Consider the following 23311-nt stretch of genomic DNA (forward strand, 5'->3'; position numbering starts at 1 on the left):
ATCCCTATAGCCCAGCCGGACGCCAACGGCACGACATTGCAAGAACGCGGGTGGCATTGGCCGCCGCATTGACCCGCGCATCGCTCTCGCCGATCCGCGCCGAGATAACTTCGCGCGCCGCGTTCATCACATCAAGCCAGCTCCGCCGTCCCGCGACAAACTGGCGCTGGTAGCTCGCCTGAAGATCGGCCGCTGCAAGCGTCGCATCGGTTCCAGCATCGGCCTGGGCGCGATTGGAACGCAGCGCGACGAACTCGCTGGAGAGCCGCGCACGGATCTCGCGGTCGACCGCGCCAAGCTGCGCCATGGACTGGTCGACCCGCGCTTCGGCCCGGTCAATCGCGGAAAAGCGCGACAGGCCATTGCCGGTCTGCGCCCGCAGCACCAGCGCGGCGCGCGCGCCGGTCAGCTCGTTCTGCGAAAGTTGCAGCAGCAATTGCGGCAGCAGCGCGCCCTTGGCCCCGCGCACTTCGGCCTGTGCGGCGGCAATCTCGCCCCGCAGCCGCGCGAGCGAGGGGGTGCAGGCGATCATCTCGTCAAAGGCGATCAGTTCGGGCGGCACGCCGGTGAAGATGTCGGAGCCCGGAAGGTCGGGCCGCTCGGTCACCGCGCCGGTCAGCTCGCCCAGCCGCACCAGCGCATTGTCCCCCGCCTCGCGCACCGATGCCAGTTCAATCTCCAGCTGGGTGGTGCGCGAACGGGCGAGCGTAAGGTCGGCCTGCGGCGAGACCTCGGCGTCCACCCGCCGCTCGATCGAGCCAACCAGCGAGCGATGCTCGGCAATCCCCGCCTCCAGCGCCAGCGCGCGCTGATCGGCGCGGACCACGCCGAACCAGGCGTCTATGATCCCCATGAGAATACCGAAGCGCGCCTCGCGCAGCCCCTCGGCCCCGGCATCGCGCAGCGAGCGAGCAGCCTCGATCCGGCTGTCGATGGTGCCGCCCGCCCACAAGGGCTGTTCGAGCGCAAGGTTGACGGCGAACCCGTCAATATCCGCCGCATTGGACCCGCCGGTCGCCGCCAGCGCCTCGGCCGAGAGGCTGGGGTAGCGCAGCCAGCGGGCGGCATCGAGATCGGCCTGCGACACGGCGAGCGCGGCGCGGCTGGCGATCACCTGCGGATTGTCGGACAAGGCGCGGTCGGCCAGCAGCGCCATCGCGGGCGGCAGGCCGGCAGGCACTTCGCGCGCAGGCTCGCTGGTCGCCGGAACAGCCTCGGGGCCATAGGCCGCTTCTTGCGAGGCAGCGCCCGCCGGCACCAAAGCGGCGGCCAACACAGGCAGAGCCATCCGCCAGCGCGATGCGCGGCGGGGCGATGTTGCCGTGATGCTGTATGAAGGTGCCGGAATAGCCATGCCTGTTGCCGTCGGCGGCGCGATTGCCGGTCCCCCCGCCGCTTGTGTCTCTTGACCTCTGCAATCGGCGCAGAACCTTGCGCAGACAAGCAAAAAGTGGCCGCAGCCGGTCAGGCCACCCCCACCAAGGCGATTGCATCGCGCAGGGAAGGACCGCAATAGGAGAGCCATGCGCAACGTTCTCGTCACTGGCTCGGCCGGGTTCATCGGCTTTCACCTCTCGCAATTACTGCTGGAAGAGGGCTTCCGTGTGGTCGGTTATGACGGGATGACCGACTATTACGACGTGCGGATCAAGCAGCGGCGGCACCAGATGCTGCTCCAGCATCCGAACTTCACCTGCACCGAAGGGATGCTGGAGGATTTCGACAAGCTCCACGCGCTGGCTTTGGCGGAGAAGCCGGATGTGATCGTCCACCTCGCCGCGCAGGCTGGGGTGCGCTACAGCCTCGAAAACCCGCGCGCCTATGTGAATGCGAACCTCGTCGGCACCTTCAACGTGATGGAATGCGCGCGCGAACTGGGCGTGGATCACCTGCTGATGGCGTCGACCTCGTCGGTCTACGGGGCCAACACCGACATGCCGTTCGATGAGGGGCAGAAGGTCGACACCCCCCTCACCCTCTACGCCGCGACCAAGAAGGCGAACGAGACGATGGCGCATTCCTATGCCCATCTATGGGACCTGCCGGTAACGATGTTCCGCTTTTTCACCGTCTATGGCCCGTGGGGGCGGCCCGACATGGCGCTGTTCAAGTTCACCCGCGGAATCCTCGAAGGCACACCGATCGACATCTACAATGATGGCGAGATGTACCGCGACTTCACCTATGTCAGCGATCTGGTGCGCGGCATCCGCCTGCTGATCGATGCCGCCCCGGTGCGACCCGACAGCCCCGAGGATATTGCCCCGGGCGATAGTCTTTCCCCGGTCGCACCGTTCCGGGTGGTGAACATCGGCAATGGCGACAAGGTGCGCCTGCTCGATTTCGTCGAGGCGATCGAGGCGGAATGCGGACGCGCGGCGATCCGCAACTACCTGCCGATCCAGCCCGGCGACGTGCCCGCAACCTGGGCCGATGCGAGCCTGCTCAAATCGCTCACCGGCTATGCCCCGCAAACCCCGTTCCGCGAGGGCGTGGCGAAGTTCGTCGCGTGGTACCGCGACTATTACGGGGTCTGAGGGTTACTTCGGCGGCGGGGGCGGCGCGCCTTCGCCCGGCACTTCGGCGGCACGCTCGCGTTCGAGCCGCTGCATATATTCGCGCTCGATCATCTCCACCCGCTCCTGCTCGGCGGCGGCTTCGGTGTCGATGGTGGAAAGTCGCTCCGCCCGCGCCTTTTCGATCAGCTGGCCAAAGCGCACGCCTTCTGCCTCGGCCTTGTCCTTGTAGGCGGCTTCGATGAACTTCTGGGTGCAGCCGGTAAAGCCGCCCGCGCCCGCCGGATTGCAGCTCATCGCGCCGAAATCGCCGACATACTTGATCTGGTCGACCTGCCGCGCGAGCGACTGGTTGGCGGGATTGGTGCTGTAACGCAGGTTGGAGGGGATGCGATAACGCTCCTCTTCGACGAGGATCTCGCACACCACCACTTCGCCCGGCTGGGCGACGGGGCATTCGTCCGCGCTGTAGGCGATCACCATGTTGATCTTCTCGCTGGCGCTTTGCGCCGATGCGGGCGCGGCTGCGGCAACAGCGGCAAGCGCGGCGGGGACAAGCAGGTGCTTCATGGAGCGTGGATCCTCGTGTCGGTGCGCAAAGGTGCAGACGCAGCAATGCCTGCGCGCGAGGGTCTTTGTCTAGCCCGCTTGCGCTGAACCGCGGCTGAAGGCCCGGAGGCCTTGCGCGATTAGTGAAATCTTGAAGCCTGCGCAGATATGCGGGGGCATGGACAAAACCATTGCAGTCGTGGGGCTTGGCTATGTCGGCCTGCCGGTCGCGGTGGCGCTCGCCGAAAGGCTGGGGCCGCGCGGTGCGAGCGTGCGCGGCTTCGACATTTCTGCGCGCCGTGTGCGCGAACTGCACGATGGCACCGACACCACGCGCGAAATCGATCCGGCGCGGCTGGCGGCCTGCGGGCTGGCGGTTTCGGATAGTCCCGCCGTGCTGGAAGGCGCCGACATGGTGATCGTCACGGTGCCGACCCCGATCACCGAGGAACGCCGCCCCGATCTCTCCCCACTGGGGCGCGCCTGCGAGACCATCGGTCCGCGCCTCAAGCCGGGCGCGCTGGTGGTGTTCGAATCGACTGTCTTTCCCGGCGTGACCGAGGAGATCTGCGGACCCTGGCTGGCGCACCATTCGGGCCTGATGCAGGGCGCGGATTTCACGCTCGGCTACAGCCCGGAGCGCATCAACCCGGGCGATCACGTCCATCGGCTCGAGACCATCACCAAGATCATCGCGGCCGACAGCCCCGAGGCTCTCGCCCGGATGCGCGCGGTCTATGGCGCGATTGTCGATGCGGGGCTGCACGAGGCGCCCTCGATCAAGGTCGCCGAAGCGGCAAAGGTGATCGAGAACACCCAGCGCGATCTCAACATCGCCCTGATGAACGAAATCGCCCTGATCTTCGACCGCATGGGTATCGCCACCCGCGATGTGCTGGCGGCGGCCGGGACGAAGTGGAACTTCCTGCCCTTCACCCCCGGCCTCGTCGGCGGGCATTGCATCGGGGTCGATCCCTTCTACCTCACCGCAGCGGCGGAAAAGCTCGGCTACCGGCCCGAGGTGATCCTCGCAGGACGGCGCATCAATGACGCGATGGGACGCGAGATCGCGCAGAAGGTGGTGAAGCTGCTGATCGCGGGCGGGGTCTCCCCCTGCCGCGCGAAGGTCGGGGTGATGGGGCTGACCTTCAAGCAGGACGTGCCCGACATCCGCAATTCCAAAGTGCCCGATATCCTCGCCGAACTGCGCGAATACGGCATCGACGCGCTCGTGAGCGACCCGCTGGCAGAGCCGGCCGCGGCCTTGCATGAATACGGCATAGCCTTGCGCCCGCCGGAGGATTTGCAGGAGCTTGATGCGCTGGTGCTGGCGGTGAACCACGCGCAATATCTGGCCGATCCGCAGGCGCTGGTCGCCCGCGTGCGGTCAGGAGGCGTGCTGGTGGATGTGAAGAGCGCGCTGGATCGCGCGGTGCTGCCCGAAGAACTGGTATACTGGAGTTTGTGAAAGAGCGTGAGGTAGAGCCCCCCGGTCACGGAACTCGACCGCAAGGGCGACTGCCCGCCCGCAGGCGCCCGTAGCGAAGCGAAGGAACAGCGCCGAGGACGCACCCGCGCAAGGCGGGTGCGAAGCCTAAAGGCGCTCGCTCACCTTGATCGCGATGCGGCATCCCAGACGGATCGCACCCGCGAGCAGGGGGTAGGCGGGCGCACGTTCGGCACCATTGGCCAGCGCCGCGTCGCGGTGTTCGCGTTCGTCCTCGCGGAACGCCTCGATCATTTCGGCAAGCTCGGGATCGGCGCCGCTCTCGGCCAGCTTGTCGAGCTGGTCGCTGTAATGCTTGTCGATCTCGGTCTCGACTGCCGCCGTGCAGGCCATCGCCGCTTCCGGCCCGAGCAACGCCGTGCCTGCGCCCAGCACATAACCTGCCGCCGACCAGAAGGGATGCAGCGCTGTCGGCCGCACCCCGCGCCGCACCAGCAGCGCGTCGAACTTGGCGCGGTGCTCCCGCTCTTGCTCGGCCATGTGGCGGATTTCGGCGGAGTGGGGGCCGCGATCGCCCATCACCGCAAGCTGGCCTTCATAGATGCGGGTCGCGCCGAATTCCCCGGCCTGGTCGACCCGGATCATGCGGTGGAGTTCGGTCTTGTCCATGTTCGCTTCCCTTCAGAGCGCCAGCCTTACTTGCGATACGCGGCCAGCGCCAGAACGGCTGCACCCATGGTGCAGGAAATCAGGAAATTGAAGCCCGCAAGCGAGATGCCGAAGAGGTCCCACGGGGCCACATCGCAGCGCACATGCGGGGCAGCGGCGGTGTTGAGCACATCCAGCGCGCTGGCCGGCGCGGTGCAGGGCGTGATGCCCTCCCACCAGTCATATTCCACGCCCGCATGAAACCCGCCGATCAGGCCAGAGGCGATGATCGCGACGCCTGCGAGCATGGTCCACACCCGCGCCGGCGGGGCGACAAAGGCGAGCAGCCCCAGCCCCAGCGCGGCGAAATGCGGGTAGCGCTGCCACCAGCACATCTCGCAAGGGGCAAGTCCGAAACCCAGCTGGGCAGTATAGGCCCCGCCGAGCAGCGCGGCAGGCACCAGTACGGCCAGCAGCCGCGCCTTGGCAATCCGGTCCATGTCGGGCGAACTCTACTTGCGTGCCGGACGCAGGGCGACCGTGCTGCGGGTGGTGCGGCGCAGGGTCTCCATCGCGTAATGCAGCTGGAAGTCCTTCACTCCCTGCTGTTCGAGCTGCGCAGCGGTCAGCTGGAAGCGCGGATCGGGGGCCTTGTCCGCCTCCATCTCCTCGTCCTTGATGCCAAGCTCGTTGATCAGGTGGCCGCGCAGATCGCTTTCGCGGGTCTGATACTTCACCCGCAGCGCCAGATCCGGGTCGGACAGCTGCGGCACGGCGATGTCGGGCTTGATCCCGCCTTCCTGCACGGACTTGCCCGACGGCGTGAAATAGCGCGCGGTGGTGAGCTTCAGCGCGGCATCCGGGCCGAGCGGCAGCAGCGACTGCACCGAACCCTTGCCGAAGCTGCGTTCGCCCATGATCAGCGCGCGGCGGTGATCCTGCAGTGCGCCTGCGACAATCTCGGAGGCCGAGGCGGAACCGGCATTGATCAGCACGATCATCGGCACGCCGTCGGCCATGTCGCCGCGATAGACCGTCTCGGCATCATAAAGCATCGTTTCGCCCCGCGCACGGCCGCGCTGGCTGACGATCCGTCCGTCGGTCAGGAACAGGTCGGCCAGAGCGACGGATTCGTCGAGGCTGCCGCCCGGATTGTTGCGCAGATCGAGCACCAGACCGCTCACGCGGCCGCCCGGCGCCTTCTTCTGGATCGCCTGCCAAGCGGCAAACACGTCAGCGCCGACATCGGCGGAGAATTCGTTGACGGTGATGACCCCGATATTGCCCGGCTCCATCGCGTGGGTCACCGGTTCGAGCTCGATCACGCCGCGCGTCACATCGACTTCGAGCGGCTCCTCGCGGCCCGGACGGAAGATCGTCAGCCGGATCGAGGTGCCCGAAGGCCCGCGCATCTGGGCCACGGCATCATCAAGGCTGCCACCATAGATCAGCTTGCCATCAAGGTGTGTGATGAAATCGCCCGCCTTGATGCCAGCGCTGTCGGCCGGGCTGCCGCGGAACGGCGAGACCACCTTGACCGCGCCGTCCTCGAGAACGACCGACAGGCCGAGACCCGAATAATTGCCGTCGATCATGGTCTCCAGCCGCTGGAGATCGCCGCCATCAAGATAGGCCGAATGGGGATCCAGCGCCGCAAGCATCCCGTCAATCGCGCCGCGGATCAGCACATCGTCCTCGACCGGCTCGACATAGCTCGACTTCACCCGCTGGAAGACCGCGAACAGCTTGGCGAATTCGGGGCCGGCACGGCCATCGACCTGGGCCATGGTGGCAGTGGTGGCGGGGATCAGCGCGACCGCAGTGACAAGTGCGGCGCTGCGCAGGAGAGCGGCGATATTCATGAGGCAGAAGCTCCTTCAGGCCGGAGTGTATAGGCTTGCACGGCTGAACGCCAGATGAGAGGCGCAGACTGCAGGCTTGCGTATCGACGAGGGACAGATGACCCCCGACAGGTGACGGTGCGCAGGGCCTAGCGCAGGAATTGCAAGGGGTTGACCGGCGTTCCATCGCGCCGCAGCTCGAAGGTGACAGGGGCATCGCGCCCGCCTGCAAGGCCCACTGGGCTCCCACCGATCACATTGTCGCCGACCGTGACATTCACCTGCGCAAGGCCGGTGACGAGGCTGGTCCAGCCGCCGTCATGCTCGATGATGATGATTCGCCCGAAGCCGCGATAGGGGCCGGCAAAGGCCACGCGCCCGCTGGCAGGGGCGACCACCTGCGCGCCGGCCACCGGGGCCAGCAACAGGCCGGTGCTCGGCAAGCCGCTATCGCGTTTGGCGCCGAAGCCCAAGAGCGTGCGCCCGTCCACCGGCAGCTGGACATCACGCGGCGGCGGCGCGCTGGCGGCGGGCGTTGGCACGGGCTGCGCGGGGAGCGCGGCGGCAAGATCGGCCGGACGCAGGACCGGCCCGGGCAACGCAGCGAGATCGCGCCGCAGGGCGGCAATGTCATCGAGTCGCGCGACGAGGCCGTCGAGATCGCGCGCTTCCTCGGCCAGCGCGAGCGCACGCTCGGCCTCGCGCAGGGCCTGTCCGCGCGCCGCACGCGAGGCGAGGCGCTGGGTGTTCTCGAGCGCGGCGAGATCGGCACGGCGCTGGCGCAGGCTCTGCTCGCCATCGCGCTGCGCAGCAAGAGCGCGGGCCGCATCGGCCTCCAGCGCGCGCCCCTTTTCGAGATCGGCGCGCAGGCCAGCCGTTCGGCGGCGGATCTGCGGCACCGCGCTGTCGAGCACGGCGCGGACATAGACCACCTCCTTGAGCGATCCCGGCTGCAAGGCCGAAAGCGCCAGCGGGCGGCGGGCAGCGGTCTGGAGCGCGGCGGCAAGGCGCGCGGTCGGCTCCTGCTTTTCGGCGAGCCTCGCCGTCAGAACAGCCCGTGCCGCGCGGGTGAGCGAGAGCCGCGCGCGGGCGACTTCGATATCGGCTTCAGCCTGCTGGATCCGGGCGGCGAGCGCCGCGGCTTCGCGCGCGGTGCGGGTGGCAGCCTCGGTCGCGGCTTCGGCTTCGCGGGTAAGGCGCGCTGCGCGGCCCTGCGCCAGCCGGCCTTCGCGCGTGGCGCGGGCGAGCTGGGCTTCGGCCTCGCGCGGCTCCAGCAGCAGGGCCGAGGGCGCAGCGCTGGTCTGCGGCACGGCAGCGGTCAGCGCTGCGCCAAGCGCAACCAGAGCAAGCACGGACAGGAACGCGGGGCGACGCATCGCTCTATCCTGCCCGATGATAGGGATGGCCTGCAAGGATCGTGGTGGCGCGGTAGAGCTGCTCCATCAGCATCGCGCGGGCCATCATGTGCGGCCAGGTGGCGGGGCCGAAGGCGAGCAGCAGATCGGCCGAGGCGCGCTCGGCATCGGAGTGGCCGTCTGCCGCGCCGATCATAAAGCGGGTCTCGCGCACGCCCTCGTCGCGCCACTTGCCGAGCAGCGCGGCGAAGGCTTCCGACGACATCGCACGCCCACGTTCATCGAGCAGCACGGTGCGAAGCGGGGTCACCGGATCGGCCGCCTTGCCGGCGCCCGTATCGGGCCATTCGGTGAGCTTCACCGGCCAGGTCAGGCGCTTGGCATAACGCTCCACCAGCTCGCCCTCCGGCGAGCGCCCGATTTTCCCGCGCGCGATGATGTGAAGAAGGATAGAAACGACCCCCGAGAAGCAGCGCGATAACGGCGGCGGAGCCGCCGCAAGGCCGAACGGCCGCCCGCAGCGATGCGGCCTTCAGGCCGGGTGAGCGAGGATTTCGCAGCCCGGATGGGCTGCGGAACACAAAGAGTGGCCGAGGACGTGCCCGCGGAGGCTGGCACGCAAACAATGGACCGCTAGTTGCGGCCCATCATCGACGCTTCCGAACCCTCGAACGACCACATGCGCTCAAGGTTGTAGAAGCTGCGCACTTCGGGGCGGAACAGGTGGATCACCACGTCGCCCGCATCGATCAGCACCCAGTCGGCGGCCGGCAGGCCTTCGACCCGGGCGTTGCCGAAACCGGCCTGCTTGATCTTCTCGGCCAGCTTCTGCGCCATCGAGGCGACCTGACGGGTCGAACGGCCGCTGGCGATCACCATGTGATCGGCAATCGAGCTCTTGCCCTCCAGCGGGATCGAGACGATTTCCTGCGCCTGATCATCGTCAAGCTGCGTGAGCACCAGCTGGTGCAGTGCATCGGCGCCCATCTCAGAGCGCGCCAGCGACTTGGCCACGGAAGCGGCGGCTTGCGTCGGGCCGAGCGGAATCGAGGCGACAAAGGCCTGGGTGGTTGGCAATCGGGTATCTCCAGAGTGTAGGACAAGGGAGGCGGACAGAACGCATTCCAGCCCACAAGCAGGCCGGGGCGCGTGGTTCGCGCCTCATGCCTGTTCCCGTGAGCTGAGCTTGCGGAATGTCAGCCGATCACGCACCAATGCCCTGCAATCCTTGTCGCGATCCTTGCCGAGGGTGTCCTCGGCCCACCCGGCATGGGCACGGCGAATGGCCGTGGCCGAGCGGTGATCAGGATCGAAACGCAATAACACCAGGGCCGGTGCGCTCCATTGCCCCCGTTTCCGAAAACCGGCGGCAGGCACGATATGGCGCCTGAGCCAGGCCATGGCGGGGCTCGTCATGGCGGGCCCATCATAGCCGGGGCGGGCGATGACCGCAATCGGCATTGTCCGTGCGATCCGTCGCCAGTCCTTCCAGCGATGGAACTGGCTGAGATTATCGGCCCCCATCAGCCACACGAAGCGCCGCTTGGGATAGCGCCGGACCAGTTTTGCGAGGGTGTCGACGGTGTAGCGGGTGCCGAGCTCGCGCTCGATGGTGGTAGGCACGATCCGCGCGCGGCGGGCTTGCTGGCGGGCCGACAGCAGCCGTGCCTCCAGCGGCGCCATCCCGGCCTGCGGCTTCAGGGGATTGCCGGGGGAGACCAGCCACCACGTCTCCTCCAGCCCCAGCGCCTGCATCGCAAAGAGCGTGATGCGCCGGTGCCCGCCATGCGCGGGATTGAAGCTGCCCCCGAGGAGCCCGGTGAGGACGGGTTGCGCGCTCATGCGGGGCTCAGGGCCGGATCTGGCCGCTCCCGCGCACCTGCCACTTGTAGGTGGTGAGCCCTTCCAGCGCGACCGGCCCGCGCGCGTGCAGCCGTCCCGTGGCAATGCCGATCTCGGCGCCAAGGCCGAACTCGCCCCCGTCGGCAAATTGCGAGGAGGCATTGTGCATCACGATCGCGCTGTCGACCTCGGCAAGGAAGCGCTCGGCGGCATCCGTGTCAGCGGTGACGATCACATCGGTATGGGCCGAGGAATGGCGGGCGATATGGGCGAGTGCGTCGTCCAGCCCGTCGACACAGGCCACCGAGAGGATCGCGTCGAGATATTCGGTGTCCCAGTCATTGGCGCTGGCGGGGATCACGCGGGGATCGAGCGCCTGTGCGCGCCCGTCGCCGCGCACTTCGCACCCCGCCTCGATCAGCGCGGCCACCAGCGCGGCGGCTTGCGGGTAGAGCGAATCGATCAGCAGCGTCTCCATCGAACCGCAGATGCCGGTCCGGCGCAGCTTGGCGTTGACGGCGATGGCCTCGGCCATGGCGGGATCCGCCGCAGCGTGGATGTAGGTATGGTTGATCCCGTCGAGATGGGCGAGCACCGGCACGCGGGCATCGGCCTGCACACGGGCGACAAGGCTCTTGCCCCCGCGCGGCACGATCATGTCGATCAGGCCATTGGCAGTGAGCATTGCGCCGACACAGGCCCGGTCCTGCGAGGGGACAAGCTGCACGGCCTCTGCCGGCACCCCGCCCGCCACCAGCCCTTCCACCAGCGCCGCGTGGATCGCGCGGTTGGAATGGACCGCCTCGCTCCCCCCGCGCAGCAGCGCCGCATTGCCTGAACGCACGCACAGCGCGGCGGCATCGGCAGTGACGTTGGGGCGGCTTTCGTAGATGATCCCGATGGTGCCGATCGGCACACGAATCCGCTGGAACTTCAGGCCATTGGGCGGTTCGCTGGTGTCGATCACCTGCCCCACCGGATCGGGCAGACCGGCCACCGCGATCACCGCATCGGCGATCCCTGCGATGCGGCCTTCGTCGAGCGCCAGACGGTCAAGCATCGCCGCGCTGAGCCCCGCTGCGCGGCCTGCGGCAAGGTCGCGTCGATTGGCTTCGAGCACCGCCGGAGTCGCGGCGCGCAAGGCCTCGGCGGCGCGGTGCAGCGCGGCGGCGCGGGCCGCGCTCGGCAGGGCGGCAAGCTGGCGCTGGGCCACCCGTGCGGCTTGCGCCAGGGCGGTGATCAGGGCCTGCGCATCACCCGTTTCAGCGGGAATTGTCCGGATTGCGGGTTCGCTCATGCCACGGCCCTTAGCAGGCCCATCGCGGCCTGTCAGTCCCGCCCGCCAAGCCGACGGGACGAATCGGGAACGAGGGCTTTCCCACCGACGATTTCCGCAAGGGCGGGCGGCATTGCGCCCGGGATTCCTTCTGCCGTCACCGTTCGGCGCGAATCCGCTTCGATTCAACTCTTGCGCGGGCCCGACGATTCGACCCTCAGGGAATGCCCTGATAGCGGGCCATGCGTGGGGCATAGATAATATAATCGGGGCCGCAATTGTCTGACAGATTTTCAGCGCGCAAGTGGGGCGAACAGCTACGCCTGTGGTTCCCCGACCGCGAATTCTTCATGCGTGCCGACGGGCAAGTGCGCTTCATCAAGATCTCCTCGAAGCTGCAGATCCGCGCCGCTGCGGCGGTGGTTGCGATTGCGCTGGTGTGGCTCGTCAGCCTCGCGGTGATGGCCTGGGGCCAGTATCGCGCCGAGGCCGATCTGGCCGCCTTTGCCAACGAAAAGGCCCGCATCGCCAAGTCCGAAGAACGGCTCGAAGCCTATGGCGGCAGCCTCGACAAGGTGGTGGACGATCTCCAGCAGCGCCAGGAATTCCTCGAGGAAATGGCACGCATGCTGCCCGAGGATATCGTGGCCGAGGGCGCCAAGGGCACGGTCACCGATTCCACCGCCGAGACCGCCAAGACGGTCAAGAAGGTCAGCCAGTATATCCCGCAAGCCAAGGGCCTGGCCGAGATCGAAGCCCGCCAGCTGGCCGTGGTCGAACGCCTCACCCGTTTCGCAGATGCCCGCGCCCGCCGCGCCGAGGCCGCGATCCGCAAGCTCAATCTCGATCCCGGCACCCTCAGCCGTCAGGCGCGTGCCGGGATGGGTGGTCCGTTCGAAGCCTTTGCCGGTGGCGACGAGATCGATCCGCGCTTCGAGCGGCTTGGTCTCAGCCTTGCCCGCATGGCGGTGCTGGAGCGCGCCTTGGACGGCATCCCCTCGGTGGTGCCCGCCAGCGTGCGCAGCATCACCTCGGGCTTCGGTTACCGGCGTGACCCCTTCAACGGCCACGCGGCCATGCATTCGGGCATCGACTTCAAGGGCGCGGTCGGCTCGCCGATCTTCGCCGCCGCCGAAGGGCGTGTCACCTATGCCGGATGGCGCGGCGGCTATGGCAAGGCGGTGGAAGTCACCCATGCCAACGGCCTGATGACCCGCTATGCCCACCTCTCGCGCATCGACGTGAAGGTGGGGCAGATGGTCGCCGCCGGCGCCACGCTGGGCGGGCTCGGCAGCACCGGCCGTTCGACCGGCCCGCACCTCCATTTCGAGGTCCGCATCAATGATCGCGCGGTCAATCCGCGCCCCTTTCTGGAGACTGCTCCTGATGTTCTCAAAGAAGTCCGCCGCAGCCGATCCGGCCGCGCCCCCGCCGCCAAGGCCGGTCAATAGGAGCAGCATGATGGGTTCGGGTTCGACCTTTTCGGTGATCGGTGCCGACGTGGTGATCAAGGGCGACATCGCCGCCACCGCCGATCTGCATGTCGACGGCACGATCGAGGGCGACATCAAGTGCGCCAGCCTCGTGCAGGGCGAAGCGAGCAGCATCCATGGCGCGGTGCTGGCCGAAAGCGCGCGTCTGGCGGGCCGGGTTGCAGGGTCGATCACCGCGCGCGAACTGGTGATCCTCAAGACCGCCCGGATCGAAGGCGACGTCCATTATGACGCGCTGACGATCGAGCAGGGCGCGCAGGTCGATGGCCGCTTCGCCCCCAATGCCCGCCAGCCGGTCAAGGCCGTTCCCTCGGCCAGCATCGAAGCGGCGGAATAGGCCGATTTACCCCCTTCCAAGGCCCGAATGTTTCACGTGAAACATTCGCCCGCGCGCCTCATGGAGGGGTCAAACCCGACCTAACTGGGGGTCAAACAGGGTCTGGATTCAGAGCACCTCGGCGCGCAGGGTCTTGCGGTCGAGCTTGCCGATCATGGTCTTGGGCAGGGCTTCGCGCACCACCACCTGATCGACCCGCTCGTGCTTGCCGATCTTCGCGTTGAGCCAGCTGGCCAGCTCCTCGCCTGTGATGGTCGCGCCTTCACCCAGCGTCACATAGGCGCGCGGCACCTCGCCGCGATATTCTTCCGGAACGCCGATGACCAACGCTTCCTTCACCGCCGGATGTTCGAGGATCACGTCCTCCACCACGCTCGGGAAGACCTTGAAGCCGCCCACCGCGATCATGTCCTTGATGCGGTCGACGATCTCGTAGAACCCCTCGGCATCCAGCCGTGCGACGTCGCCGGTGCGCAGGTAACGCTTGCCGTCACGCTCGACAAAGCTGTCGGCATCGGTCTCGGGCCGGTTCCAGTAACCGCGCATCACCTGCGGGCCGCACACAGCCATCTCGCCCGGCTCGCCATCGGGGGCAAGCTGGCTCGGGTCTTCCTTGTCGAGCAGGATCGCGCCCGTCCCCGGCACCAGCTGGCCGATGGTGCCGCGCTTGCGGGTGCCTTCGTAAGGGTTGACCGAGACCACGCCCGAGCTTTCGGTGAGGCCGTATCCTTCGACCAGCCGCACCCCGGTCGCCTCCTCGAAGCGCACATGGACAGGGCCGGGCATCAGCGCACCGCCGGAAATGCAGACCTTGAGTGTGGAGAGATCGGTCTTGGCGAGATCGGGGTGATCGAGGATCGCCTGAAACATCGTCGGCACGCCGGGAAAGCCGGTGCAGCGATAGCGCTGGATGGTCTCGAGCACCTGCTTGGTCTCGAACCGCGGCACCATCGCGATCGACGCGCCCGTCACCATCGCGTGATTGAGCAGAGCGGTGTTGGCGAAGACATGGAAGAACGGCAGCGCCCCCATGAACACCTCGCCCGCCGCATTGCCGAAGGGGTTGATCGCGGCGACCTGCTGGGCGTTCACCGAAAGCTGGTCATGCCCCAGCATCGCGCCCTTGGGCCGACCGGTGGTGCCGCCGGTATATTGGAGGAGCGCGAGATCGGCGGGCGTGACTTCGACCGGAGCAGGGGCCTTGGCCGGGGTCATCCCGGCCCAGCTCTTGACGCTCGGCCCATAGGCGACATCGGCAATCTGGCTGCGCTTCAAGAGCTTCAACGCCAGCCCCTTGTACCACGGCAGCATCTCGGCCAGCGATCCCACCACCAGCGTTTCCAGCGCCGAGGCTTCGAGCACCTTCTTCGCGGTCTTGTAGAGCTCTGGCACATCCACCGTCACCAGCAACCGCGTGCCGGAATCGCCCACCTGCCAGGCGAGCTCCTCGACCGAATAAAGCGGCGAGAAATTGACCACCACCGCGCCCGCCATCATCGCCCCGTAATAGGCGGCGGCGTAGATCGGCACGTTGGGCAGGAACAGGCCGACGCGGTCGCCCTTGGCGATGCCGGCGGCTTGAAGCCCGGCGGCAAAGGCCTGCGCGGATGCATGGATATGGGCGTAAGTGTAGGTCCGGCCGAGGAAATACAGGAACGGCGCCTGCGGATTGGCGCGGAACGTGCGCTCCAGCATCGCCGGAAGGCTCATCGCCTCGAAGCGGGTGTCGGACGGAACAGGGTGGTGGTAGGCCGGATTACTGACAATCATGTCAGTAATCTTGGCTCACAATCGCGGCCCGCACAAGCGAAACTGCGGGAAAAGCGGGATTTCCCTTGCCCAAACGCATCGTCGCCCCGGACGTGATCCGGGGCTTGGCGATCGAAGGTAGGGTGGCTGCGGCCCGCCAACGGACGGGCCGCGAGCGCAAGTGCGCGACCCGCAGGTGCCCGTAGCGTAGCGAAGGAACAGCACCGAGGATGTGCCCGCGGAGGCGGGCACGCACACGATAGAATCAGATAAACCCGCTCTCGGGGTCGATCTTCTCTTCGGCCGCTTCGGCTTCGCGCTTGCGGGCGAGCCATGCTTCGGCTTCGGCTTCCTGCGCAGCTTCGTTGGCGGCCTTGTGGCTCGCTTCGCGTTCGGCGCGCAGTTCCTCGATCAGCTTCTCGCGATCATTGCGCTCGGCCTTAACCGGCGCATCGGCATCCTCGCTCACGCCGGCGCGCTTGGCCGCCTTGGCCACCATCGCATCGAGCTCGCGCTGCGAACACAGGCCGAGGGTCACCGGATCCTTGGGCTGGATGTTCTGGATGTTCCAGTGCGAACGATCGCGAATCGCGCCGATGGTGTTGCGGGTGGTGCCGATCAGCTTGCCGATCTGCGCGTCCGACACCTCGGGGTGGTTGCGCAGGATCCAGGCGATGCCGTCGGGCTTGTCCTGACGCTTCGACACGGGGGTGTAGCGCGGGCCCTTGGTGCGGGTCACTTCGACCGGAGCCTTGTGCATCTTGAGCACATAGGCCGGATCGTTCTGGCCCAGCTCGATTTCGCCCTGGGTCAGCTCGCCCGAGTGCACCGGATCGCGGCCCGTGTACTTGCTGCCCGCAAGATCATCGGCCATCGCCTGCACTTCGAGGATATGCAGCCCGCAGAATTCGGCAATCTGCTCGAACGACAGGGCGGTATTGTCCACCAGCCACGTCGCGGTGGCGTGCGGCATCAGCGGCTTGGGCTGATCCTTGGTAGCCATGGGAATCTCCGTTCAAAATAGAAGGGCCGCCCCTTTCGGAGCGGCCGCCTTGCGCGCCCCGATAAGCGAAACAGCGCGAAACGGCAAGGAAAAGGGAGAGTCCTTGTTTGCTTGCCACCTATCGGTGGCGCAGACCCCCCACCCCGCCTCCCCGCCCAGCCACCAATAGTACCACTATGTTATGGTGGCCGGGTTGGGCCAAAAAGCAAAAGGGCGGGGCGGGGGGTCTGCCACTAAGCAAAAGCAAGCGCGCCGACTTCCTCTTCCTTGAGCGCCGCGAGACCGGAGAGGAATTGCCGCGTCGCCGCTTCCCAACTGTAGCTGGCAGCATGGGCGATGCAGGCGGCAGGGTCGCAATAGCGGGCGGCGTCGATGGCGCGGGCGAGGTCTTCGGCCATCGCGCCGACGCTGTCATTCAGAATGTCGAGCGGACCCGGCACAGGAAAGGCGGCGACCGGCGTGCCGCAGGCCAGCGCCTCGATCATCACCAGGCCGAAGGTGTCGGTGCGGCTCGGGAAGACAAACACGTCCGCCCCGGCATAGCAGCCCGCCAGCGCCGCCCCGGTCTGCTTGCCGAGGAACAGCGCGTCGGGAAACTGCGCTTCCAGCGCCGCGCGGGCCGGGCCGTCGCCCACCACCACCTTCGTGCCGGGATAGGGGCAGGCGAGAAAGGCCTCGATGTTCTTCTCCACCGCGACCCGCCCGACATAGAGCAGGATCGGCCCTTCCGCCTGCGCATATTCGGGCGGCGGGGCGGCTTGCGGGGTGAAGCAGGCGAGATCGACCCCGCGGCTCCAGTGGCTGAGATGGGTGAGGCCCTGTTCGCGCAAGCACGCGCGGATCGTCTCGGTCGCCACCATGATCGCCTGCGCGGGGCGGTGGAACCAGCGGATATAGGGCCAGAAGACGCTCGCCGGCAGCCCGGTGCGGCGCGCGAGGTAATCGGGGAACTGGGTGTGATAGGCGGTGGTGAAGGGCACCTTGCGCCTAAGGCAATAGGCACGCGCGGCAAGGCCCAGCGGGCCTTCGGTGGCGATGTGCACCGCATCGGGCGCGATTTTGGCCAGCCGCCGCCCGACCGCACCGGGCGCCGTCAGCGCAAGGCGGATCTCGGGATAGGTCGGCGCAGGGAGGGAGGGATAGGTCTCGGGCGAGATGACCGTGACCTGATGGCCCCATCGGCGCAGCATCTCTGCCGTGGTCGAGAGCGTGCGCACCACGCCATTGGTCTGCGGGTGCCAGGCATCGGTGACGATAGCGATGGAGGCGGGGAGCGGAGCCTCGGGTGCGAAATGGGCGAGCGCGTTCACGCCGCCTCGCGCGCGGTTTCGGCCGGTTCGGGGGCGATCTCCCCGGCGACGCGGCGCTTCATTTCCTCAGGCCAGTGGAGGATCTCCATCCGCCCGTCGTGATGTTCGACCAGCGCGTTGCAGCCTTCCACCCAGTCGCCATCGTTCCAGTATTCGATCGGGCGGCCGTGGTGTTCGAACTGGCGGAACTCGGCGGTGTGGATGTGGCCGCACACCACCCCGTCCACGCCGCGCTCGCCTGCCGCACGGGCGACGACTTCCTCGTACTTGCCGATGAATTCGACGGCGTTCTTGACCTTGTGCTTGGCCGCCTTGGACAGCGACCAATAGGGCTTGCCCAGCCAGCCGCGCACCCGGTTCACCACCAGGTTGAGGCGCATCATCAGGTGGTAGGCATGGTCCCCCACGAAGGCGAGCCAGCGGTGCGAGAGCATCACCGCGTCGAACTCGTCGCCGTGCAGCACCATCAGGCGGCGGCCATCGGCGGTGTCGTGAAAGGCGGCGCGGCGGATCTCGATCCCGCCGAAATTGAGCCCGGTGAACTGGCGGAACATCTCGTCGTGATTGCCCGGGATATAGACCACCCGCGTGCCGCGCCGGGCGCGCTTCATGATGCGCCAGACGATGTCATTGTGCGCGGCGGGCCAGTAGAACTTCTTCTTCAGGCGCCAGCCGTCGATGATGTCGCCCACGAGGTACATGGTCTCGCTGTCGACATGGTCGAGGAAGTCGATCAGCAGCTCGGCATTGCAGCCGCGCGTGCCGAGGTGGACGTCGCTGATCCAGATCGTGCGATAGGAACGCCGGGCGTTGCCCTCGGGCTCGGGCACGCGAGGGGCAGTAAGCGGGAAGCTGGCGATGTTGTCGCCGAGGATGTCGGTGAGGTCAGCACTCGTCATGGCAGGCCCTTGCGTTCGTGTCGCGCTGGGCCTCCCATTGGCAGGCAAATGTTACACGCGACTCACAGAGCCGTGACGGTTTCAAGTCATTGCATAGGGACGAATCCGGGCGCCGCCTGTACCCGCGCGATCCACGCAAGAATGTGCGGATGATCCCCCAGCGCAAAGCCGCCTTCGTCCGCCACATGGGTATAGGCGAACAGTGCAATATCCGCGAGGCTGAGCGTATCGCCGCAGAAGAAGGCGCTCTGCGCAAGGTGGCGGTTCATCAGATCGAGCGCGGCGCAACCGGCCAGATGCTTGGCGGTGATCTGCCCGCGCTGCTGCTCGGACAGGTTCGCCTCGCCCACAAAGTGCCGCCAGAACCGCAGCGTCGCGACATTGGGTTCGTGGTTGTACTGCTCGAAAAACATCCAGCGCAGCATGTCGGCCTGAGCAAAACGCTCCTGCGGCACCAGCGCGGAGCGATGGGCGAGATACCAGCAGGCGGCATTGCTTTCAGGCAGGAAGCGCGCACCCTCGCTCGCGTCGATCTGGAGCACGGGGATGCGGCCATTGGCATTCACTGTCGCGAGAAACTCGGGCGTGCGGGTTTCGCCCTGCATGATGTCATAGGCCCGTGTCGCCAGCGGCAGGCCGAGAAGCGCGGCGGTGAGCTTGATCTTGTAGCAATTGCCGCTGCGCGGATCCTCGTGGAGGGTCAGCGCCTCAGCCACCGGCGACTTCCAGCACGATCTTGCCGACATGTTCGCCCGCTTCCATCCGCGCATGGGCGGCGGCCGCTTCGGCGAGGGGGAAGGTCATGTCCATCACCGGCGAGAGTTCGCCATCGACGAACAACGGCCAGGCGTTGGCGGCGATTTCGTCCGCCAGCGCGGATTTGAACGCGTCAGAGCGCGGGCGCAGGGTCGATCCGGTGAGGGTCAGGCGGCGCATCATCACCACCGCCATATTGATGTCGGCCTTCGCGCCGCCGAGCACCGCGATGGTGACGTGGCAGCCATCCTCGGCCATGCAGCGCAAATTGCGCGCGACATAATCGCCCGAGACCATGTCGAGCACCACATTGACGCCCTTGCCGCCGGTCGCCGCCAGCACCGCCTCGACATAGTCGGCCTCGCGGTAATTGATCGCAAGGTCGGCGCCGATGCGGGTGGCGGCGTCGCACTTGGGTTTGTCGCCGCAGGTCACGATCACCTGCATCCCGAACGCCTTGCCGAGCATGATCGCCATCGTGCCGATCCCGCTGGTGCCGCCGTGGATCAGCACGCTCTCCCCGTCGCGCGCAAGGCCGCGCTCGAACAGGTTGTGCCACACGGTGAACAGGGTCTCGGGCAGAGCGGCGGCTTCGGCCAGCAGCATCCCTTCGGGCACGGGCAGGCAGTGCTGCCAATGCGCCGCGCAATATTCCGCATAGCCTCCGCCGGGCGTGAGGGCGGCCACATATTGGCCGATCATCTCGCGCGGGACTTCGTTGCCCACCGCCACGATCTCGCCCGATACCTCCAGCCCCAGCAGCGGCGAAGCGCCCGGCGGCGGGGGATAGGCACCGGCGCGCTGCAAGCAATCGGGGCGGTTTACCCCGGCATAGGCGACGCGGATCAGCACATCATCGGGGCGCAGGCGCGGCAGCTCCACCACCTCGGTCCGCAGCACATCCGGCCCGCCGGGCGCGTCGAACCCGATCGCGGTCATGGTGCCCGGAAGCTCGTATCGTGCCGCGTCGCCCATTTGCGTTCCCCCGAAGCGCCCTATTAACCACTTGAGAGGGGCGAATAACCGCCTTGCCGATTGACAGCAAGCCGTTTGGCTTGCGATGCTGGCGGGCAATGGAAGAACCCGATCTCCCGAGACCCAGAGGGGACGCGGCGAGCCGCCTCGCAGCCGAGGATCTCGGCCCCTATTCGCAAGCCGAACTGGACGAGCGGATTGCCCTGCTCGAAGCGGAAATCGCCCGGGTTGCCGCGCACAAGAGCAAAGCCGCCGCCCATCGCGCCGCTGCCGACGCCCTGTTCGGGAAAGGCAGCGGGTGAGGCGCGGAAATTTTCCTCGCGCACGCACGCAATCGGATTCGCAATTTCCGGGCAAGCGCCCATATAGTCTGACGCATCCTCTCGCCGCTCCCCTCTCCGGAGCACCCCTCTCCCCAATGTAGAGACCTCTCTCATGCCCAGCTTCGCACAGAACCTCGAACGGACCCTGCACAATGCGCTCGGCAACGCATCTGAGCGCAAGCATGAATATGCGACGCTCGAGCACCTGTTGCTGGCGCTGATCGATGATGAGGACGCGGCCCAGGTGATGGCCGCCTGCGGGGTCGACCTTGCCGAACTGGGCGAGGTGGTGAAGCAGTATCTCGATCAGGAATACCAGTCCCTCAAGACCGAGGACGGCGCAGATCCGCAGCCCACCGCAGGCTTCCAGCGGGTGATCCAGCGCGCGATCCTGCATGTGCAGTCTTCGGGCAAGGATACGGTGACCGGCGCCAACGTGCTGGTCGCGCTGTTTTCCGAGCGCGATTCCTACGCGGTCTATTTCCTCCAGCAGCAGGACATGAGCCGTCTGGATGCGGTGAGCTACATCAGCCACGGCATCGGCAAGGGCGGCCGCCAGATCGAGAGCAAGGGCACCCCGCAAGGCACCGACAAGGCCGAGGACACCGCGCAGACCAGCAAGGAAGCCGGCGGCAACAAGAAGGAAACCGCGCTCGACCAGTTCACGGTGAACCTCAATGCCAAGGCGGAAAACGGCAAGATCGATCCGCTGATCGGGCGCGGGCCCGAGGTGGACCGGACGATCCAGATCCTGTGCCGCCGGTCCAAGAACAACCCGCTCTATGTCGGCGATCCCGGCGTCGGGAAGACCGCGATTGCCGAAGGTCTCGCGCGCAAGATCGTCGAAGGCGATGTGCCCGAAGTGCTGCGCGAAGCGGTGATCTACTCGCTCGACATGGGCGCGTTGCTGGCCGGCACGCGCTATCGCGGCGATTTTGAAGAGCGGCTGAAGCAGGTGGTCTCCGAGCTTGAGCAGATGCCTCACGCGGTGCTGTTCATCGACGAGATCCACACCGTGATCGGCGCGGGCGCAACCAGCGGCGGGGCGATGGACGCCTCGAACCTGCTGAAGCCCGCGCTCTCCAGCGGGGCGATCCGCTGCATCGGCTCGACCACCTACAAGGAATTCCGCAACCACTTCGAAAAGGACCGCGCCCTGCTGCGCCGGTTCCAGAAGATCGACGTGAACGAGCCGACCATCGAGGACACCATCGCGATCCTCAAGGGGCTGCGGTCTGCCTTCGAGGAACACCACAAGGTCAAGTACACTTCCGATGCGATCAAGACCGCGGTCGAGCTGTCGGCGCGCTACATCAATGATCGCAAGCTGCCCGACAAGGCGATCGACGTGATCGACGAAGTCGGCGCGATGCAGATGCTGGTGCCGCCCAGCCGCCGCAAGAAGACCATCACCGCGCGCGAGATCGAACAGGTGATCGCGACGATGGCGCGCATCCCGCCCAAGTCCGTGTCGAAGGACGACAAGAAGGCGCTCGAAAACCTCGAACGCGATCTGAAGCACGTGGTGTTCGGGCAGGACGAGGCGATCACCCGCCTCGCCACCGCCATGAAGCTCAGCCGTGCAGGCCTGCGCGATCCGGACAAGCCGATCGGCTCCTTCCTGTTCTCCGGCCCCACCGGCGTCGGCAAGACCGAAGTCGCCCGCCAGCTCGCCAGCATCATGGGCATCGAGCTGAAGCGCTTCGACATGTCGGAATATATGGAGCGGCACTCGGTCAGCCGCCTGATCGGCGCGCCTCCGGGCTATGTCGGCTATGATCAGGGCGGTCTGCTTACCGATGCGGTCGACCAGAACCCGCATTGCGTGCTGCTGCTCGACGAAATCGAGAAGGCGCATCCGGATCTGTTCAACATCCTGTTGCAGGTGATGGATAATGGCCGCCTGACCGATCACCACGGCAAGACGGTCGATTTCCGCAATGTCGTGCTGATCATGACGACCAATGCCGGCGCGTCCGACATGGCGCGCAGCGGGATCGGCTTTGGCGATGTGTCGAAGGCCGATGCCGGGACCGAGGCGGTGAACAAGATGTTCACACCGGAATTCCGCAACCGCCTCGATGCGATCGTGCCCTTCGCCTATCTGGGCAAGAGCATCGTCGCGCGCGTGGTCGACAAGTTCATCCTCCAGCTCGAATTGCAGCTGGCCGAGCAGAACGTCCACATCCAGTTCGACAGCGATGCCCGCACCTGGCTCGGCGACAAGGGCTATGACAAGCTCTACGGCGCGCGTCCGATGGCCCGCCTGATCCAGGACAAGATCAAGCAGCCGCTCGCCGAGGAACTGCTGTTCGGCAAGCTGTCGGACGGCGGCGAGGTCCATGTCAGCATCAAGGACGGCAAGCCCGCCTTCGAAATGACTCCGGCCCCGCCCAAGGTGAAGCCCGCGAAGAAGAAGGCCGCGAAAAAGCCCGCCGCCAAGAAGCCCGCGACGGAAACCGACGAGGGCTGATGCGCGCTGCTCTGACGACACTGGCGGCGGCGGGGGTGCTGATCGGCGCCCCCGCCGCTCCCGCATTTGCCCAGCCGTCCGATGTCACGCCCGAGGCGATGGCAACCCATCTCGCCGATATCGGCAGCTGGCGCTTCGAAACCCGTGATCGGGATAGCAAGGGCAAGCCGGTCTGCGCCGAAGTGTGGCGCTTCAACGCAGATGGCACCGCCATCATCGAAAGCGGCGACGAGCGCGTCACCAAGCGCTGGCGAACCGCGACAAGCGATGGCGACCGCTGGCTCTACACCACCTCGCTCACCACCAATGGCCAACCCGATTGCATGGGCGGCAGAAGCGACCCGGCGGAATTTCCCCGAGAGGAATCGGGCCTGGTGCTGATGTTCTTCAACAGCGGCGTTGCCCTGACTTGTGCGCCGCCCGCGACGATCGAGGGGCCCGACGGAAAACCTGTGCGCTATGTCAGCAACGAGAGCTGCTGGGGCTCGCTGGTTCCTCTGCCCAAGGGCTGATCCCCTC

General features: G+C 66.8%; 23 protein-coding genes. 7 read left to right on the forward strand and 16 right to left on the reverse strand.

Annotated elements, in window-relative coordinates:
• Positions 1–4: 4 nt before the first annotated feature.
• Positions 5–1288: a TolC family protein gene (locus RSE14_RS09645; RefSeq protein WP_324073155.1), complete on the reverse strand. Its 1284-nt coding sequence runs from the start codon at positions 1286–1288 to the stop codon at positions 5–7.
• Positions 1289–1523: 235 nt separating this feature from the next.
• Here RSE14_RS09645 and RSE14_RS09650 point away from each other — a divergent pair, with 235 nt between their 5' ends.
• Positions 1524–2537, forward strand: coding sequence for an NAD-dependent epimerase/dehydratase family protein (locus RSE14_RS09650; RefSeq protein ID WP_324073157.1), 1014 nt, complete (start codon positions 1524–1526; stop codon positions 2535–2537).
• 3 nt (positions 2538–2540) lie between these two features.
• On the opposite strand, the gene RSE14_RS09655 is transcribed toward RSE14_RS09650, so the two are convergent.
• A complete protein-coding gene (locus RSE14_RS09655) occupies positions 2541–3086 on the reverse strand; it encodes a hypothetical protein (RefSeq protein WP_324073159.1) in 546 nt (181 codons plus the stop codon).
• A gap of 157 nt (positions 3087–3243) precedes the next feature.
• On the opposite strand from RSE14_RS09655, the gene RSE14_RS09660 reads away from it, so the two are divergent.
• Entirely contained in the window at positions 3244–4533 is a 1290-nt protein-coding gene (locus RSE14_RS09660; RefSeq protein WP_324073161.1) for a nucleotide sugar dehydrogenase, read from the forward strand.
• Between the two features lie 126 nt (positions 4534–4659).
• On the opposite strand, the gene RSE14_RS09665 is transcribed toward RSE14_RS09660, so the two are convergent.
• The 8 genes from RSE14_RS09665 to RSE14_RS09700 all read right to left on the reverse strand — a co-directional run bounded on the left by RSE14_RS09665 (position 4660) and on the right by RSE14_RS09700 (position 11495).
• Positions 4660–5181 (reverse strand): demethoxyubiquinone hydroxylase family protein, encoded by a 522-nt coding sequence (locus RSE14_RS09665; protein WP_324073163.1) that lies wholly within the window; start codon positions 5179–5181, stop codon positions 4660–4662.
• 26 nt (positions 5182–5207) lie between these two features.
• The gene (locus RSE14_RS09670) at positions 5208–5660 is read right to left on the reverse strand and encodes a disulfide bond formation protein B (RefSeq protein WP_324073165.1); all 453 of its coding nucleotides are present in this window, start codon (positions 5658–5660) and stop codon (positions 5208–5210) included.
• Between the two features lie 12 nt (positions 5661–5672).
• Complete coding sequence (locus RSE14_RS09675) at positions 5673–7022, reverse strand: S41 family peptidase (RefSeq protein ID WP_324073166.1); 1350 nt, start codon at positions 7020–7022, stop codon at positions 5673–5675.
• A 128-nt stretch (positions 7023–7150) separates the two neighbouring features.
• Positions 7151–8377: a murein hydrolase activator EnvC family protein gene (locus RSE14_RS09680; protein ID WP_324073168.1), complete on the reverse strand. Its 1227-nt coding sequence runs from the start codon at positions 8375–8377 to the stop codon at positions 7151–7153.
• A 4-nt stretch (positions 8378–8381) separates the two neighbouring features.
• Positions 8382–8807 carry a 23S rRNA (pseudouridine(1915)-N(3))-methyltransferase RlmH gene (locus RSE14_RS09685; RefSeq protein WP_324076881.1) on the reverse strand — a complete coding sequence of 142 codons (426 nt, stop codon included), beginning with the start codon at positions 8805–8807 and terminating at the stop codon, positions 8382–8384.
• A 182-nt stretch (positions 8808–8989) separates the two neighbouring features.
• Positions 8990–9343 (reverse strand): ribosome silencing factor, encoded by a 354-nt coding sequence (rsfS, locus tag RSE14_RS09690; RefSeq protein ID WP_324076882.1) that lies wholly within the window; start codon positions 9341–9343, stop codon positions 8990–8992.
• A 174-nt stretch (positions 9344–9517) separates the two neighbouring features.
• A complete protein-coding gene (locus RSE14_RS09695) occupies positions 9518–10198 on the reverse strand; it encodes a nicotinate-nucleotide adenylyltransferase (RefSeq protein ID WP_324073171.1) in 681 nt (226 codons plus the stop codon).
• Positions 10199–10205: 7 nt separating this feature from the next.
• On the reverse strand, positions 10206–11495 hold the full coding sequence (locus RSE14_RS09700; protein WP_324073173.1) for a glutamate-5-semialdehyde dehydrogenase: 1290 nt from the start codon (positions 11493–11495) through the stop codon (positions 10206–10208).
• A 257-nt stretch (positions 11496–11752) separates the two neighbouring features.
• On the opposite strand from RSE14_RS09700, the gene RSE14_RS09705 reads away from it, so the two are divergent.
• Both RSE14_RS09705 and RSE14_RS09710 read left to right on the forward strand, forming a co-directional pair.
• Positions 11753–12925, forward strand: coding sequence for a M23 family metallopeptidase (locus RSE14_RS09705; RefSeq protein ID WP_324073175.1), 1173 nt, complete (start codon positions 11753–11755; stop codon positions 12923–12925).
• Between the two features lie 7 nt (positions 12926–12932).
• A complete protein-coding gene (locus RSE14_RS09710; protein ID WP_324073177.1) occupies positions 12933–13304 on the forward strand; it encodes a bactofilin family protein in 372 nt (123 codons plus the stop codon).
• A gap of 108 nt (positions 13305–13412) precedes the next feature.
• Here RSE14_RS09710 and RSE14_RS09715 read toward each other — a convergent pair whose 3' ends face one another.
• From RSE14_RS09715 to RSE14_RS09740, 6 genes are all read right to left on the reverse strand, one after another.
• Complete coding sequence (locus tag RSE14_RS09715) at positions 13413–15074, reverse strand: AMP-binding protein (RefSeq protein ID WP_324073179.1); 1662 nt, start codon at positions 15072–15074, stop codon at positions 13413–13415.
• Positions 15075–15318: 244 nt separating this feature from the next.
• Entirely contained in the window at positions 15319–16056 is a 738-nt protein-coding gene (locus RSE14_RS09720) for a DUF1013 domain-containing protein (protein ID WP_324073181.1), read from the reverse strand.
• Positions 16057–16289: 233 nt separating this feature from the next.
• Positions 16290–17366: a glycosyltransferase family 4 protein gene (locus RSE14_RS09725; RefSeq protein ID WP_324073182.1), complete on the reverse strand. Its 1077-nt coding sequence runs from the start codon at positions 17364–17366 to the stop codon at positions 16290–16292.
• On the reverse strand, positions 17363–18265 hold the full coding sequence (locus RSE14_RS09730) for a UDP-2,3-diacylglucosamine diphosphatase (protein WP_324073184.1): 903 nt from the start codon (positions 18263–18265) through the stop codon (positions 17363–17365). The genes RSE14_RS09725 and RSE14_RS09730 overlap by 4 nt, the downstream gene beginning before the upstream one ends.
• 86 nt (positions 18266–18351) lie before the next feature.
• Complete coding sequence (locus RSE14_RS09735; protein WP_324073185.1) at positions 18352–18981, reverse strand: glutathione S-transferase family protein; 630 nt, start codon at positions 18979–18981, stop codon at positions 18352–18354.
• Positions 18974–19996, reverse strand: coding sequence for an NAD(P)H-quinone oxidoreductase (locus RSE14_RS09740; protein ID WP_324073187.1), 1023 nt, complete (start codon positions 19994–19996; stop codon positions 18974–18976). The genes RSE14_RS09735 and RSE14_RS09740 overlap by 8 nt, the downstream gene beginning before the upstream one ends.
• Positions 19997–20094: 98 nt before the next feature.
• On the opposite strand from RSE14_RS09740, the gene RSE14_RS09745 reads away from it, so the two are divergent.
• The 3 genes from RSE14_RS09745 to RSE14_RS09755 all read left to right on the forward strand — a co-directional run bounded on the left by RSE14_RS09745 (position 20095) and on the right by RSE14_RS09755 (position 23304).
• On the forward strand, positions 20095–20298 hold the full coding sequence (locus RSE14_RS09745; protein ID WP_324073189.1) for a DUF1192 family protein: 204 nt from the start codon (positions 20095–20097) through the stop codon (positions 20296–20298).
• Between the two features lie 133 nt (positions 20299–20431).
• A complete protein-coding gene (clpA, locus tag RSE14_RS09750) occupies positions 20432–22792 on the forward strand; it encodes an ATP-dependent Clp protease ATP-binding subunit ClpA (RefSeq protein WP_324073190.1) in 2361 nt (786 codons plus the stop codon).
• The gene (locus RSE14_RS09755) at positions 22792–23304 is read left to right on the forward strand and encodes a hypothetical protein (protein ID WP_324073192.1); all 513 of its coding nucleotides are present in this window, start codon (positions 22792–22794) and stop codon (positions 23302–23304) included. Before clpA ends, RSE14_RS09755 begins: the two co-directional genes overlap by 1 nt.
• The last annotated feature ends 7 nt before the right edge of the window (positions 23305–23311 follow it).

Origin of the sequence: Erythrobacter sp., from assembly GCF_035194505.1 — a bacterium.
Lineage (GTDB): Bacteria > Pseudomonadota > Alphaproteobacteria > Sphingomonadales > Sphingomonadaceae > Erythrobacter.